The organism is Mesorhizobium sp. P160219, from assembly GCF_057786095.1.
In genome coordinates this window covers 3994314-4007579 of record NZ_JBYNWG010000001.1, presented here as the reverse complement: position 1 = coordinate 4007579, position 13266 = coordinate 3994314, and the positions used below count along the sequence as shown (strand labels likewise).

Sequence of the window (13266 nt, the reverse complement as noted above, 5' to 3'; positions counted from 1 at the left end):
CGGCACTCCTATTTCAACAGAGTTAGTTCGAGTTCATTCAGGGCCGATGGTGCCCAAATCCAATCAGCAAAATCGACAACCGATGCGCCGCCGTAGGGAGTCCTTTGAAACGCGAAGCCGACTAGTTTGTCGTCGGCGTTTAGAAGAGCCGACCCAGAATCTCCGTGGTTGGTATCTGGTGCAGTTTGAATGCAAAGCTGCCTACCTTTGAACGGGAACGGAACACCCCAATCGGTTGCTATAACCTTGGTATATTTTGGACCTTGTTGCTGAAACCCGAAGAAATGATGCGACTCGGCTCTTCCAGGCGCGCGCTCAGCTAACAAGCCTGCAACTCCACAGACCGCATTTGGTCGCCAATTATCGCCAATCGGTACAAAACATGTGTCCATTACTTCGCTCGCTTTCGCTACCTCTCCCTCATAAAAATCCGGATCGTTACCTATCTTCACTTGGGTTCCGATAGGCCCGGAACCATGAAAGCACACGGTCACCCCTAGCCTTCCACCTGCGTCTCTAGCCAAAGCGCCTACTGTCGACTTTTCCCGACCTGACACGGCGCTCCAAGGCGGCCTGGGCACGCACGTTTTGATCATCTTAGGAGCAGATGCGACGATTACACTTGGTTGGGCGATCCATATTGCTTCGGCCAGACTTACCGGATCGCAAATTAAATCGCTAGATACCTTCCGCATTCGTTCTAGCGTCGCCACGTCCGGATACTCAAACAAAGGCATGTATTTCCCTGGAGAGATGACTATCGGCGTGGTGGAATGGAAATTTGGATCTAGAACCACGACGCTCCGCAACGCGTCGGAATGTTCATCTAACAAGACGACAAACCTCCGGGCAGCGGCCGAAATGCGCAATCCGGTTTCATCCAAAATTACTTCGTCCAAAACTTCTTCTCTAAGTAACGGCTGCACAGCCGTCGATCCAATCATGTCCAGCGCCGAGCTACCGCGGAATTTCGCAAATCTCGACCGCAAGAGTGCCGAATTATTGTAACGCTCGATTGGCGAAGTTCGATCCGATTCTAGGTATTTAGCTGCCCCGGGAGCAGCCTTCGACATCGAGGTGGCTCTAAAAAATTCTTCAAAATCGCGGTCAAATTTCTGCCATTCGTCGGACGTCTTATCCGAGCGGAAAGCACTCCGAAAATAGTCAATGCCGCGCTGCAACAGAAATCGCGTGCTAGGGCCCTTGCTAGGAGCCTCAATAGAACGCCTAGGCAGGCGTTGTCGAACCCGATAATTAAATTTGACCAGTTCCTGCTCCGCTATTATATCGAGACGGCCAATTCCGTTTCCTGGCCCCGTTGTTGCTGCCATAATACCCCCCAATATTCGGTCTTTCGTCGAAGTATACCCCACAACTCTGGTCGCGCAGACGGCCTGGAGCTTTCTTTTACCCGCGATATCATGCTTACGACCAGCGGGTACTACGTATAAGGCGCTGCAGTAGCGCCACCAGCGCACTGTAGGTTGTAATGATAGCTCCATTACTTGCTTGCCGCAAACGGCGACACGATGAACGGCATTGACGACGGGCAAGCGTCGTCCGCCTTGCCGGTCGAAATGAAGGCTTCAACGGGCATGCCGGGTGCCAGGTCAGGCCTTTGATTTTCTCTCAACTCAGTTCGCGGCAGACTGACTAGAAGCCCGCTCCGCTTCGCTTGTCGACACTGAGACCGGCGCAAATCTCGTTGGCGCTGCCGTTCAGTTCCGCGGTACAAGCTGATTGCATTGCAGAGAGCTAAAGGGTCACGTCCTGTCCAGTTGGTCGAGTCCTGCGGAGCGATGCGGGCTTCGACCTATATTTATGTATCCGTCCCATCCATCAACGAGCCGATCGGGCTGCCTCCTCCGTCTCCGAAGCGTCACCGCGAGGACTGGGGTCAATACTCGTCCGCTCGCATGATCGTCATCACCCTCGACGTAACATTTCGGTCAGTTGGGTCAGGGGAGTGGTATCGACGGCTCAGATCGTAATAGTCGATCTTCCAAATGACCTTGATCTCGCTGACCGTCATGACCGCGCAATCGTGCTCGCCATACGGATCGTTCTCGGGTGTGAAACCGTCGAACGCGGTGATGGCCGAGATAATGTTCCTAACCGTCGATGGACCGAGCGCGGATATCCCGGAAGTGATGACAATCGTCCCACCGAGGCGGTGGATCCTCAGGTCGTCGTTCAGTGATCTGGTCTTGAGGACAGTCCCGTCGAGAGCCCTGCTGATATCATGAGTCTCCCCGAAGAGGAGGTCTGGCTTCTGTTTCGTCATGGTCTTTCCTTTCTTGGACATAGGTGATCCATTCTGGCCGGCCCCATCGCCGGTCAGTTCCGCTTTCAAGTTCTTGTTTGGTGTGGTTAGCCCGTCAGGGACAATCAATCAGCCGCGGGCTCGTCAGCCGGGAATGCTCCCGCGCGCCACCATCCTTGCTGACACGTCTTCCAAATCACGTAATCGACGGTCGAGACGCTGTCCCCCGACTGTTTCGACAGTCGTTCGCATAACTCTTGGACCGTCTCACCCGATTGGCTCGCAACCCTTTCCAACCAGACATCGGGCTTCGCCACGTCAACACCGAGGTTCTTTGCCAAGTGGTATTTCGTGATCTCGCCAATGTGAGGGAGTGTCCGACAGAATTCGATCACCTTCTCCGGTCCCTGTTCCCAGGCCAATCTAAAACCCTCGAAAAACTCCGACCTGTTCGACATCACCAAGTTGATGGACTTCGTCTTTCCCGGATGACCGAAAGTGTTTCCTACATCCCCTGTCCCTATCAGTGACGGCCTCATCCGGTTCCAGATGTCCTTTGCTACTGTCCACCTCATTCCACTGTTGAGAATGACGTACGACACCCTCAGGGCAAAATCGGTTTCGTCCGTCGGCGGTGATTTCGTCTTGACCCTTTCCATCGCGTCCGGATCGAGTTCTGCGACCATTTTGCGGTAGGCGAGATACTCATCCAGCGTCACCGAGTTAGTTCCGCTCTGGCAACCGTACTACCCTCGTTGGCGGTGTCGGTTTCGGTGTAAAAGAGACATTTCACACTGAGGGAGCGATCACCCGAAATTCTACTAGATTTTACTATCAACGCCTCCTCCCCTTCGAATGAGAATGATCTCGTCCGGATCAATCTGGTAAGGAACTCTCGGATCGCGGAGCGAGCACCGCGCCCGTTGCAAAACTTTCATCGAGTCGGAGTCAAACAACCGGATCGTTCTCGCGGTCATTCGATAGGCAACCGTCCAATGATCGTAGCGACCAGAGAGACCGATGATGGCGACCTGATTGTCGCCCAAGCCCTCACCCAACGCGGCCCACAGATCGTCGAACCGACGGATTTTCGACGTCAATGTCGCAGCGATGATCGACGTCTCGAGTACCTCTCGGAGGTAGTTGCAGGCAGTCTCGACGAGAGCATGGACGGTCGGAATTTCGATACCCAGTCCGACAGTCTCATGGGCCGTCACCCGGTTTGTCGTCAGAACTCTCTGACAGGACTTGGAAAAGGCCAATCGACCTCTGACGTCCCAACTCCGGGCAAAGAAATCGGACGGCGTTCATGACGGAATAGATCCCACAAAGGCTATCCAAATCTCCTTGATTGAACGGTGCCGGGATCTTCTCGGCGACCGGCATCCTCAAAATGCGCGCGCGCGAAATCGGTCTACGGACATCGTCGTCTCGGTCAGGCATCTTCGATATCTCAGATCATGGAAACGATGCGGCGTTGGGCATCGGTGTCGCCGTCGATGTAAGTCTGTGTCATCGACAGCGAACGATGACCCGCGAGGAGCTGGACGTCGCGAAGACATCCTCCCGCGCGGTGCGCGGATCGTGCTGCCGTCGTTATAAAGGTTCGGCGTCCTGAATGGGACGAACAGCCTTCGAAGTTCAGTTCTCGATAGAGTTCGACAAACCAATTGACGATGCTATTCGGCTTCATTGCACCACCGCGAGCCGAACGAATGACGGGACCAATGTCCGGTCCAATCTTCCGTAATCGAGACAATGCGTTCCTGAGATCATGATGAAGGGGAATTCGACGCCCGGATTGCCGTTTTGCGATCCTATCCTCAACAACAAGCGAATTCCCGATCTTCCCCCTCGGATCGAGGAGCATCGACCATTCCAAGCCCGCAATCTCACAGGCTCGCAATCCGGCCTTACAAGAGAGCAGAATCATCACCTGGTCTCGGACTGGGGTGGAGGATCCGCGCGAATGTGTGAGCATTTTGCGCAACATTAAATCGGTGACGAATTTGGCCTGACGACCAGACATTTGGGTTGTGCTCCAAAGATGAAGACAACTCAAGATTATAGGCATTTAGTCCTATTTTCAAGCCGAAAAGCAGGACATGACGACCCTGTTTGAATGATGTTATTTCAGGATTTCTGGTCGAATTGATCCTCAGGTCTGACGAGCTCCACATGGTCACCCCGGGGCGCCTGGGCCCAGTCAATCAGGATCATCACCGTTGGGGTTTCGCTTCCCGTTCTCAATTTCACTGATGTATTGCTGACTCAAATTCGCGCGTTCCGCGACGGCCTCCTGGGTAAGCCCTGCCGCACCCCGAATTCGGGAACAATTCCGGCCCACGAGTTTCCGTATATCCGTACGGCTAACAATCGCGGAAGCGCTGAGCTTAAGTTTATCAACTATGTGAATAGGTCATCAGACCAACATTGGCATATCCTTGATGGATCCCGATCGTCTTCTGACTTGGGAGACGTCGGTCTGCGGCCACGACCTCACAACGGCTTTGAGAACGACTCATCCGCGATCACGAAAAAAATGACCACAATGGCGCGCCGGGTCGACGGAAGGCGAGCTCGAACGTCCTTCCTTTTTGTGCTTAGCTAACATTCCACGGTCATTTATAAGATGCATCCTGACACCTACCTGGTCTGGTCGAACTGGAACTGTTATTTTTCAGCGAGAAGCCGCGGGGCGGTTGAAGGATTCGGCGCTTGATCCAATATCCGTCGTTGGGCTCCCTTTTTGGAATCTTGATAAGCTTCCTACTGGTTGCATCCGCTCGCTCTGAAGATCTGTTTGTCGATTCCTGCAAGCAGGACGACTGTACACGAGAATGGGTGACCGAAATTGGCGCAATGGGCGACGGTTTATTTGATGTCTCTGTAACATCGGCAGACTACAAAGCTCCCGGTCAAGGAAAACAGCTCGTGTACACCAGTGTCACTCAGGAAAAAGATCGGGTCCATTGCGGGTCCACGAATCCCTATACCCGCCTTGGGAATGACACACCCGTGCCTTTGGGAGACTTTTCTGACCTTCCCAGCCAGTTCGACATTGTATTCGTGATTCGTGAAGCCCTATGGAAGGCGGTGTGCGAAGGAAAATATGGCCAGGCCATCGGTTGGTAGTTGGTTTTCTGACACCATGTCGCCGGACCTTGCCTCCACGCGCGCGACCGTTCTCTTTCAATTTAATGAAGATGTGCCCATCGATAACGAGGTCGGACGTCTACAACACCTCGACGACGAAATGGACTAGGACCCAGACATTTGTTTGAACTCTGACGGCAGACATGGAGTCGAGCGCCGGGCAGGCTAAACCGGATTCCTCACTGGCTACTTCGCAACCTTTGGACGCCCTTCGCTTATGCACGTAAGATACAATCGGGCTGCTTCAAGTCGGTCCTTTTCTGGAAACAGCTTAAGCCACTCCGTCTGAGTGCTTATTTTTGCGGTACCGTCAGCTCCTTGGCCCGAGAATATGTCCTTTAAGGAACCCTTTAGGTCTGCCGAAATGTCAAAATTTGCACCGGCCGCGCAGGTGCTAATTTGATCATACATCGTGTTTCCGTCCGTCTGAGAAGACGCGCCAACAGTTCCCAGCAGAAGTATTGCCAATACGCGAGCTATTCCTTTAACTATCATTTTTGTTCTCCGGATTCCTTAATGCCCATCAATGCAGAAAGCGCACCTACCAAAGCGCCCAGCACCAGTTTGAACCCGTCCGACGCAATAGGCAGGAGATTGGCACGTACCGTTGCGCCGAGGAACTCGCTGCCAATGATCAAAGCCGCACAGAGGCATAACAGCGCAAAATACAGAGCGATTACCGCGCTTCTCCTTTGCAATGCAGTTCTCCTTCCCTTTTTTCGATCGGCCTATTATTCACTCCGAGCCCTCGGCACTGGGCTAAGTCACTTACTGGAACGTAAGCGTAACGAAATTCCAACGTGTATTGTCACTTGAAAATGCGCTGAGTTTTAGAATTAACCGCTTATCCTCGTTGTAGAACATAATATTCTTCGAATCGTTCTTTTGATCTGCACCACTAGCCACTATCCCATTCTTCCAAGCGGGCAGGCATGCCTGAATATCTCGAATAGCCGACGTGAATATCGTTTCGGGATCTTTCAACTCCTGGTCTGGATAGATCGACTTGATGTTGAATTTGGCTAGCTCTTCCTCACTGAACCCGTACTTTCTCATCAATGTCTCCACGAAAGCCCGCTGCTCACTCGACGAGCGCGGCTGCTCAATCACTGAGTTTCCATCGAGACGCTTGTAAAGGCTAACATCTGTCGGCCGGCCGCCGACGCATTGAAACATACACACAGGCTCCATTTGATTTCGGCGCCAAGTCTGTTGGCAATTATCGATGAAGCTGTTTCCAGTCCGTCCGTCCTCCATCAAAGAAAAACGGTCGTCAGTGCCTTCCTTGCAAGATGAGGTGCCGACTTCTGAGATAATATACTTTAGCCTGTCGCAATATCCAATCCCATTTCTCCATATCCACGACTCCGGAGCTAGACCATCCTCAATTTTACGCCACGTAAACAGCATTAGTTGGTCAAACGAATCGATTGTTCTGTCACTTCCCTGGACTCTTATTATTCGCAACACCTGCGTCGTTCTTACATCGACAATCTTAATAGCAATGACAACCTTATCTCCTAAGACGCTGACCGACGGAAGAAACGCCTGGTCCACTTGATTGGCGCATTCTGTTGTGTCATTCGCCATCGCTAGCGACATTAGCGGGTCTGAGTCAGATAATTGTTCCAACGTCTGCTGGACTTGCTCCGACAGCACCAAACGATACTTGCGCGAAGCCTTTAAGAGAGACGCAAGCGAGGTCGAGTACAAGTCCTCTTGATTGACGCCAGGGCCAAGAATGAACCTAGACATCGCAATGCGCGTATAATGTGATGCTGGTGAGTCTGCGCATATCGAATCCGAGGTTAAATTCAACGTCTTAAACATACACCCGCGATAGGCACGATATGCCTTTAGCTTGTCGGTATCGGGGAAGAGCCCTAAGAATGCTGTTGTCGTTTCTACGCTGAATCGGCCTTTGGCCGAGGCATCCTCAAACAACGACTTCAAAGAGCCCTTGATATCGGCATCTACCTTAAGGTTGACGTTCAAAGCACACAGGGACAACGCTGTGTACATCTGTTCTGCGCTCGGCATTGGATTAACAGCAGAATACCCTTGACTGCCTGTGACGATGCCAAGCACGCAGGCGAATAATCCTATAATTCTCGGAGACCAGCGATTCAGCAGTCTCATCCAAACCTACCTGGCATATTACGCGACTTCTGTTTCCGGCAGTCTACAAGCGGTAGCTTAATTACGCAATCAATACCCAACAAAATCCATGCCAATCGGTATGGTTTCGGCCGCCTACCCGCCACCCATGCGATAGTGCTCTGCTCAAGCAGCTGTGACCGGGGACGTGCACCATTCACTAGACGGTCAGTGGTGCAGAATGACGTGAAAGCCAAAGCGGTATCATCGGGCGAAATATGGGTGACGTCGTCAAACGTAAACTGGCGTTTACGTTTGACGAGGCCCCATGAAATATGTCGGCTGTTACCGGTTTCCACGAAGCAGCAGTTCAAGCCCGGGCTTGGGTTAGACGCTCAGCAGCAGATTGTCCGGCCATTTGCCGAGGCCCAGTGGGTCGGTGATCGCAGAGTTTGTCGAGTTAGAATCAGGCAGGAACGATCTAATATCTGAACTGGCAAAGGCGATCGTCGCTTCGAAAATGGCGGGTGCATCACTATAGATTGCCCGCCTAAACCGCTTCTCACGACGTGTCAGCTTCATCGCAGCCGTGATGGAGAACGGCGTCCAGCTGGTCGTGCCGAGATGCCCCACGCCAGGAATCCAGCAGCATGTTTTTGCGGCGTTGGCCCAGGAAGAACGACGGCTGATATCGGCGAAACGTGAAGCTCAAATCCATGGCGTCATCTAGTCCGCAGTCGGCATGTACGGTTACCTGCCGGGCATAGCGGGAAAGCAAATGTAGGAGATATTGAGCCTGCAGGTTTTGGCGGTGGAAGGGCCATCCGATAGTAGTGATATTTGCGGCAACCGTCGACTTCAGGGACCTGCTGACACGGCATATGAATCACCGCATAGAGTTGCTAGTTTGTAGCTAGATCCGCCATCACTGGCAGGGAGGTCAATTCAGTGCGATAAAATATTCATTTAAATTCAGCATGTTAGATGGTGGGCGATGACGGGCTCGAACCGCCGACATCTTCGGTGTAAACGAAGCGCTCTACCAACTGAGCTAATCGCCCGCTCCGGCCGGACCTTTAAGCGGTCGCAACCGGCTTCGCAAGGCCAAATGAACAGCTGCGAGCTTAGCCGCACAGTGGTTTTCGCGGGCAAAGTGCCGCCCGTCAAAAAACCTTCTCCTGTTTGCGTTTATGCTGTCCAGCTGCGCTTGACACCCGGTGGCGAACCCCTTATCCACCGCCCCAACGACGAACACGGCTGACACGTGCTCGTCCAATGCGCGGGTGTAGCTCAGTTGGTTAGAGTGCCGGCCTGTCACGCCGGAGGTCGCGGGTTCGAGCCCCGTCACTCGCGCCATTAATTTCAAGGGGTTAGCTACCGCCCCTTGAAAAGTTTCAACTCTCATTCTCCGGAGAGTTTCAACTTTCTGTATTCGTTCCGTTCCAGGCCAAGCAGCGTTCTGCCCTTGCGGCGGCTGGCATCGGCTGAGCGGACGGCGGCCAGATTGACCGGCATATAGGTCTTCTGCAGCGCCTTGTTCTCGTCGATCGAATTGCCCATCTTGGCCGAGATTGCCTCGACCGACGCGCCTCCGGCATTCGCCTCGACCGCGCCGGAACGCCGCATGTCCATCAGGCGCCGCTTCTCCGCTGTCCCGAACACCAGCGTGCGCAGATCGGCGAAGTCGTCGACCAGGGAATCCTTCGTGTAAGGCACGCCGGCGCGCGGCCGGCCGCCCTTCGGGCCCGGCGCGAAACCGCGCGAGCGAAAGATCGGCGCATCGTCAAGCAGGGTGACGCCCAATGATTCGACATAGGCCAGCACCAGGCGCTGCGTGCGTGACGACAGCGTGCCGAAAGCCGCCTCGCCACTCTTGCTGCGTGCAATCAGAAAACCCCATTCCTGTGCTGTCTGCATTGCCTGCGCCGGTGTGAGCGTGCGTACGTCGACCGGTGAGAAGCTCGTGTCCCACGCAACGGCGATGATGCACGCCAGTCCGCGGTAGCCGGCGCGCCAGGCGCCCTTGACCATGCGCACGGCCTCGCCTGCCGTCCACGTCTGGTGCCGCGGTGTTGGCGTCTGGCGGCGGATCGCCTGCGATGGGTCGGAGCCAGGTGGGCATAGCTTCATGCCTGCCATGACATTGTAGAGCGAACGCCACGTCTTTACGGCACGGTAGGCGGTGTCGACCCCCTTGACCCGCAGCAGACGGCCATACCAGTCGTCGAGCAGCTCGAGCGTGATGTCGGCTGGCGGCAGGTCGGCGAAGTACGGCTCGATGAAGGTCCAGCCGCGCTCCCAATCCTCGCGGGTGCGCGGTGGCTTGCGCCTCCATGCATCCATGCGGCGGTAGCGTGCGAAGGCGTCGCCGATCGAATCCTTTGGCCATACATGCAGGCGCGACGGCTCCCTGCCCTTGCGAAATTCCTGCCAGCGGTCTTCCCACTCCCTGGCGATCGTCCAGGCCTTAGGCCCGTCGATTCCACAGGAAATGCATTCGAAGCCAGCTTCGATCATCTTAGGCGTCGGCAGCCAGTAGCCGTATTTGCCCTTACGAATGACGTAGTGCTTCAACTTGATCTTACCCAAGGGTCGCCAGCCTCGCTCTTGCAATGTCGATGCTAGACTGCGCGCCGGATCCTGATCCTGCAAGACCCGCGCGTCGATCCAACCAGGCGTCGATCGCAACCAGGTCGTAGTTGCCGGTAATTGGGCAGGACTTGGGAAAGCCTTGATCCTGCAACGAGGGCAGCAATTCCATGAATTCCCGCAGCGTCAGGTGCAGATAACGCGCCGCCTTGATCGCCGGTACCAGCCGCGGTTGCACCGGGAAGCGGATAGATGACGGTTGTAGTGTGTGGGTTTGGCTCATGACACCACAACTCTATTCACCATCCATCGGGCAGGGGATGGGCGCCTTGTCGCATAGCATGCGATTTTCCTACTCCGTGATCTCGTTATTCCTGCATCGAAGGTGAACGAGGCTTAGAATAGCGGCCTTTCTCCCCCATGCCTATTCATCCAATTCTTAATCGCAGAATCGGCAGCCACAGGGCGAGAATACTTATAATCGGCGGCTTCGGAGCCGCTACGCCCGGGCGCCACAGGCGGCATATTCGCGGCACCAGCTTTCCTGATGCTCTGCCCTAAATATCGCGGATAAGGTTATGGTTGAATGAGCCAGCGTTAGCTTTGACGCCTCTAGACAGCTGTTATTCAAGATGATGAAAAGAAGGAATTTCCGCGCCCAATTGAGAGAATGGAGCGTCCACTGGTAATCCCGCTTTTGCTCGGCTCGATCAAGGAGGTCGCGGGGATCGGCGACAGCTTGGTAATCAGCCAAACGTGAAGCAGAATACCTCGACGCCGGGGCCAAAAAATTCGATGTCGAATTGGCGATCTACGATCGGCCCTAGTTGTCGGATAAGCTGGAACAGGCGTTGTTCGCTTACCGTTCCGTTGCCGTGTTCATCAACGTCAAGTCCGTGAGATCCGCCTGGTGGGTGACCATCGACAAGGACGCGGAACTCTACGGACGATCCCGGCGATGCCGGCACCATAACAAGATGCAGATCGCGGGCGTGAAAGCGGTACGTTATGCGGCCATTGGCCCTTTTCGCCGACACGCCGTCGCTTCCCATGATCCAGTCGCCCGTAAGCGCCCATTCGTTCGGGCGCAACTGTGCCGGCGCTTCGAAGAGATGCGGCTTGTTGCGAATTACTCCGCCAAGGGACGCAAAGCCTTGGGTACGTTCATAGCCAACATAATTTTCCCGAGACTTCAGGTTGGCTTTGTCGGCTGCGGCTTCGAGGCCGCGCGCATCGACCGACACCAGATCACTGCCTCCGACCTCGTTGCCACCCTCTGCCAGCAATCGCTGAATGATCTTCTCGGACTCGTTGTAGGATCCTTCACCGAAATGCTGATCACGCACTCGCCCTTGAGCATCGATGAAATAGAATGCCGGCCAGAAGTTGTTGTTGAAAGCGCTCCAGATCGCTCCCTTGCTGTCGACGGCGACGGGATAGTCGACCCCCAGCGCTTTCACCTCTCGGCGGACGTTGTCGATGTTCTTCTCAAACCGGAACTCCGGCGAGTGGACGCCGATCACGACCAACCCCTGGTTTCGGTATTTTTCCGACCAAGCGCGGAGATAGGGCTGTGCGCGCATCCAGTTGATACAGGTGTAAGTCCAGAAACTGACAAGGACGACTTTTCCACGGAGTGCCGTCGGCGTCAGTGGTGGCGAATTGAGCCACTCTTCGGCTTGCGTGATTGACGCCAACTCCGATTGGCCGGCAAACCAGCCGAAAATCGAGCCCTGGACGGATGAGCCCTGCGATCCTTTGGAACTCATCGATAGTCCCATAGCGTCGGCCCCAAAACTGCCATTCGGCAGCCCAATCGAAGTGATGAGTAGGAACGAGGCCAACAAGAGGTTCGTCTTCATGCGCGAACTCCCTCCATGGTTTGATTGTGGTCTTCCGCGCGGAAAATTGATGGCGGGCTTGCCCGCCATCATTTTAGGCGCCGTTCGCGGGGGCAATGACGGGGACTATTTCATCCCGCCGAGGGCATTCACGTTGGCGCAGAACTCGGCGTAGGGCTTGCTCATCGCCGCGTCGTTGCATTCGCGCATGATCATTTCGCGCATGGGCTTCGGCTTGGCCATGAAGACCGCCTTGAACTCAGGCATAGGCTTCAGGGCCTTCATCGAGGCGTCAGTGTAGAATGGCCCGATGTTGTCGACGACGTCGAGTGCGCCGGCGAGGGCTGTGCTGCCGACACAAAAAAGTGCAAATGCACCGAGACCAATCGCTTTGATGTTCATGGTGTAGACCTCTCTTGTTTTCGCCATCGTCCCAATGACGATGGGCGTCCAAAGGTACATCTGACGAGGGTCAGAAGTGATATGGAGATGACCTACGCAATCTTTTGGATGCTATTGCACGTTGGTATCGGCAATACTTTTGTACCGACGCCCACCTCGCCGCCCGATTGCCGTCCCGAATGGAACGCCGCGCAATTCCCAGCGCTCCATCGACGTTTTGTCGATCAGCCGCCAATGCCCGAGGCAGGTGCCGGCATTGGCGATAATGCCTGAAACCCGCTGGTGTACCTCGTGCGCAATCGATGCGGTCAGAGCAGCACAGGCTCATGATCCGAGTAGTGCGTGCAGTTCGGATCGGACTTTCTCCAGCGCCCTGGCTGCACTCACAGCCGGGGTCATTTCTTCACCCGAGGATCATGCCCGCAGCGGGAACCAAGATCCACAATCCGAACAGCGGAATAAGTATCCACCGCGCCTGATTGACGCTGACTTCGTTCTTCGTTTTGATGATTGCTGCGACACGTGAATTGCTAAGCCCTTGATCGCGCATGGCATATCTCCTGTGTTGAATGCGCTAGTAATCGACTGACGGCGGCCGCAAATCCATTGAACGATAGTGTCGGCAACACTTATGTGCTGGTCTACGAATAAGTGAAGAGTATCGCTGCCAAGAGAATACCTCAGATGCAGTCGGTGATCCTCGGGTGGCCCGCAGGCTCCGATCCTAATCGGTCCTATCTCTTGTTCCTCGAGCCAATATCCAAAGAAATCCAATAAGTGAGGACCTCGCGGGCAAGCAGGAGCAACAGGGCAGCCTTAATCGCCGCCATTTTCCAACACCTGCTGGCGTTCCTTTGTAATCGCGCCGTTATCAGGTGGTCCTGACAGACGTCACCGTTCAAGCGCGCCTAACCAGAA

At 54.7% G+C, this 13266-nt stretch carries 16 protein-coding genes and 2 tRNA genes; 3 read left to right on the top strand and 15 right to left on the bottom strand.

The features are described from left to right. Nucleotides 1-8: 8 nt before the first annotated feature. The 6 genes from AC3EMP_RS19395 to AC3EMP_RS19370 all read right to left on the bottom strand — a co-directional run bounded on the left by AC3EMP_RS19395 (nt 9) and on the right by AC3EMP_RS19370 (nt 4610). Nucleotides 9-1331, bottom strand: a complete 1323-nt coding sequence (locus tag AC3EMP_RS19395; RefSeq protein WP_488494653.1) for a hypothetical protein — start codon at nt 1329-1331, stop codon at nt 9-11. Nucleotides 1332-1897: 566 nt separating this feature from the next. Then, the gene (locus tag AC3EMP_RS19390; protein WP_352712550.1) at nt 1898-2284 is read right to left on the bottom strand and encodes a DUF3768 domain-containing protein; all 387 of its coding nucleotides are present in this window, start codon (nt 2282-2284) and stop codon (nt 1898-1900) included. A 104-nt stretch (nt 2285-2388) separates the two neighbouring features. After that, complete coding sequence (locus AC3EMP_RS19385) at nt 2389-2982, bottom strand: hypothetical protein (protein ID WP_352712552.1); 594 nt, start codon at nt 2980-2982, stop codon at nt 2389-2391. 102 nt (nt 2983-3084) lie between these two features. Continuing rightward, complete coding sequence (locus AC3EMP_RS19380; protein ID WP_488494652.1) at nt 3085-3525, bottom strand: hypothetical protein; 441 nt, start codon at nt 3523-3525, stop codon at nt 3085-3087. Between the two features lie 191 nt (nt 3526-3716). Then, nucleotides 3717-4292: a tyrosine-type recombinase/integrase gene (locus tag AC3EMP_RS19375; RefSeq protein ID WP_488494651.1), complete on the bottom strand. Its 576-nt coding sequence runs from the start codon at nt 4290-4292 to the stop codon at nt 3717-3719. A gap of 177 nt (nt 4293-4469) precedes the next feature. Further along, nucleotides 4470-4610, bottom strand: coding sequence for a helix-turn-helix transcriptional regulator (locus tag AC3EMP_RS19370; RefSeq protein ID WP_352712558.1), 141 nt, complete (start codon nt 4608-4610; stop codon nt 4470-4472). A 371-nt stretch (nt 4611-4981) separates the two neighbouring features. On the opposite strand from AC3EMP_RS19370, the gene AC3EMP_RS19365 reads away from it, so the two are divergent. Continuing rightward, the gene (locus tag AC3EMP_RS19365) at nt 4982-5398 is read left to right on the top strand and encodes a hypothetical protein (RefSeq protein ID WP_352712560.1); all 417 of its coding nucleotides are present in this window, start codon (nt 4982-4984) and stop codon (nt 5396-5398) included. A gap of 512 nt (nt 5399-5910) precedes the next feature. Here AC3EMP_RS19365 and AC3EMP_RS19360 read toward each other — a convergent pair. From AC3EMP_RS19360 to AC3EMP_RS19345, 4 genes are all read right to left on the bottom strand, one after another. Continuing rightward, nucleotides 5911-6117 carry a hypothetical protein gene (locus AC3EMP_RS19360; protein ID WP_352712562.1) on the bottom strand — a complete coding sequence of 69 codons (207 nt, stop codon included), beginning with the start codon at nt 6115-6117 and terminating at the stop codon, nt 5911-5913. A 70-nt stretch (nt 6118-6187) separates the two neighbouring features. Beyond that, on the bottom strand, nt 6188-7507 hold the full coding sequence (locus tag AC3EMP_RS19355) for a hypothetical protein (RefSeq protein WP_352712564.1): 1320 nt from the start codon (nt 7505-7507) through the stop codon (nt 6188-6190). Nucleotides 7508-7903: 396 nt separating this feature from the next. Beyond that, nucleotides 7904-8149 (bottom strand): hypothetical protein, encoded by a 246-nt coding sequence (locus AC3EMP_RS19350; RefSeq protein ID WP_352713516.1) that lies wholly within the window; start codon nt 8147-8149, stop codon nt 7904-7906. Nucleotides 8150-8501: 352 nt separating this feature from the next. Beyond that, nucleotides 8502-8577, bottom strand: a tRNA-Val gene (locus AC3EMP_RS19345). Nucleotides 8578-8795: 218 nt separating this feature from the next. Here AC3EMP_RS19345 and AC3EMP_RS19340 point away from each other — a divergent pair. Next, nucleotides 8796-8872 (top strand) — tRNA-Asp (locus tag AC3EMP_RS19340). A 45-nt stretch (nt 8873-8917) separates the two neighbouring features. Here AC3EMP_RS19340 and AC3EMP_RS19335 read toward each other — a convergent pair. From AC3EMP_RS19335 to AC3EMP_RS19320, 4 genes are all read right to left on the bottom strand, one after another. Next, nucleotides 8918-10105 (bottom strand): protein kinase family protein, encoded by a 1188-nt coding sequence (locus AC3EMP_RS19335; protein ID WP_023697539.1) that lies wholly within the window; start codon nt 10103-10105, stop codon nt 8918-8920. Beyond that, the gene (locus AC3EMP_RS19330) at nt 10098-10388 is read right to left on the bottom strand and encodes a hypothetical protein (RefSeq protein WP_023697538.1); all 291 of its coding nucleotides are present in this window, start codon (nt 10386-10388) and stop codon (nt 10098-10100) included. Before AC3EMP_RS19330 ends, AC3EMP_RS19335 begins: the two co-directional genes overlap by 8 nt. A 463-nt stretch (nt 10389-10851) precedes the next feature. Beyond that, nucleotides 10852-11967: a redoxin family protein gene (locus tag AC3EMP_RS19325; RefSeq protein ID WP_352713519.1), complete on the bottom strand. Its 1116-nt coding sequence runs from the start codon at nt 11965-11967 to the stop codon at nt 10852-10854. A 105-nt stretch (nt 11968-12072) separates the two neighbouring features. Beyond that, a complete protein-coding gene (locus AC3EMP_RS19320) occupies nt 12073-12348 on the bottom strand; it encodes a hypothetical protein (protein ID WP_023669154.1) in 276 nt (91 codons plus the stop codon). An 87-nt stretch (nt 12349-12435) separates the two neighbouring features. Between AC3EMP_RS19320 and AC3EMP_RS19315 the strand changes: the two genes are divergently transcribed. Then, nucleotides 12436-12621, top strand: a complete 186-nt coding sequence (locus tag AC3EMP_RS19315) for a hypothetical protein (RefSeq protein ID WP_156940624.1) — start codon at nt 12436-12438, stop codon at nt 12619-12621. A 130-nt stretch (nt 12622-12751) separates the two neighbouring features. On the opposite strand, the gene AC3EMP_RS19310 is transcribed toward AC3EMP_RS19315, so the two are convergent. Continuing rightward, nucleotides 12752-12898 carry a hypothetical protein gene (locus tag AC3EMP_RS19310; RefSeq protein ID WP_023669155.1) on the bottom strand — a complete coding sequence of 49 codons (147 nt, stop codon included), beginning with the start codon at nt 12896-12898 and terminating at the stop codon, nt 12752-12754. Nucleotides 12899-13266: the final 368 nt, after the last annotated feature.

Coding starts and splice junctions, on each gene's coding strand:
- AC3EMP_RS19395 (WP_488494653.1), bottom strand. CDS start 1,331: ATGGCAGCAACAACGGGGCCAGGAAACGGAATTGGCCGTCTCGATATA.
- AC3EMP_RS19390 (WP_352712550.1), bottom strand. CDS start 2,284: ATGACGAAACAGAAGCCAGACCTCCTCTTCGGGGAGACTCATGATATC.
- AC3EMP_RS19375 (WP_488494651.1), bottom strand. CDS start 4,292: ATGTCTGGTCGTCAGGCCAAATTCGTCACCGATTTAATGTTGCGCAAA.
- AC3EMP_RS19330 (WP_023697538.1), bottom strand. CDS start 10,388: ATGAGCCAAACCCACACACTACAACCGTCATCTATCCGCTTCCCGGTG.
- AC3EMP_RS19325 (WP_352713519.1), bottom strand. CDS start 11,967: ATGAAGACGAACCTCTTGTTGGCCTCGTTCCTACTCATCACTTCGATT.
- AC3EMP_RS19320 (WP_023669154.1), bottom strand. CDS start 12,348: ATGAACATCAAAGCGATTGGTCTCGGTGCATTTGCACTTTTTTGTGTC.
- AC3EMP_RS19315 (WP_156940624.1), top strand. CDS start 12,436: ATGACCTACGCAATCTTTTGGATGCTATTGCACGTTGGTATCGGCAAT.
- AC3EMP_RS19310 (WP_023669155.1), bottom strand. CDS start 12,898: ATGCGCGATCAAGGGCTTAGCAATTCACGTGTCGCAGCAATCATCAAA.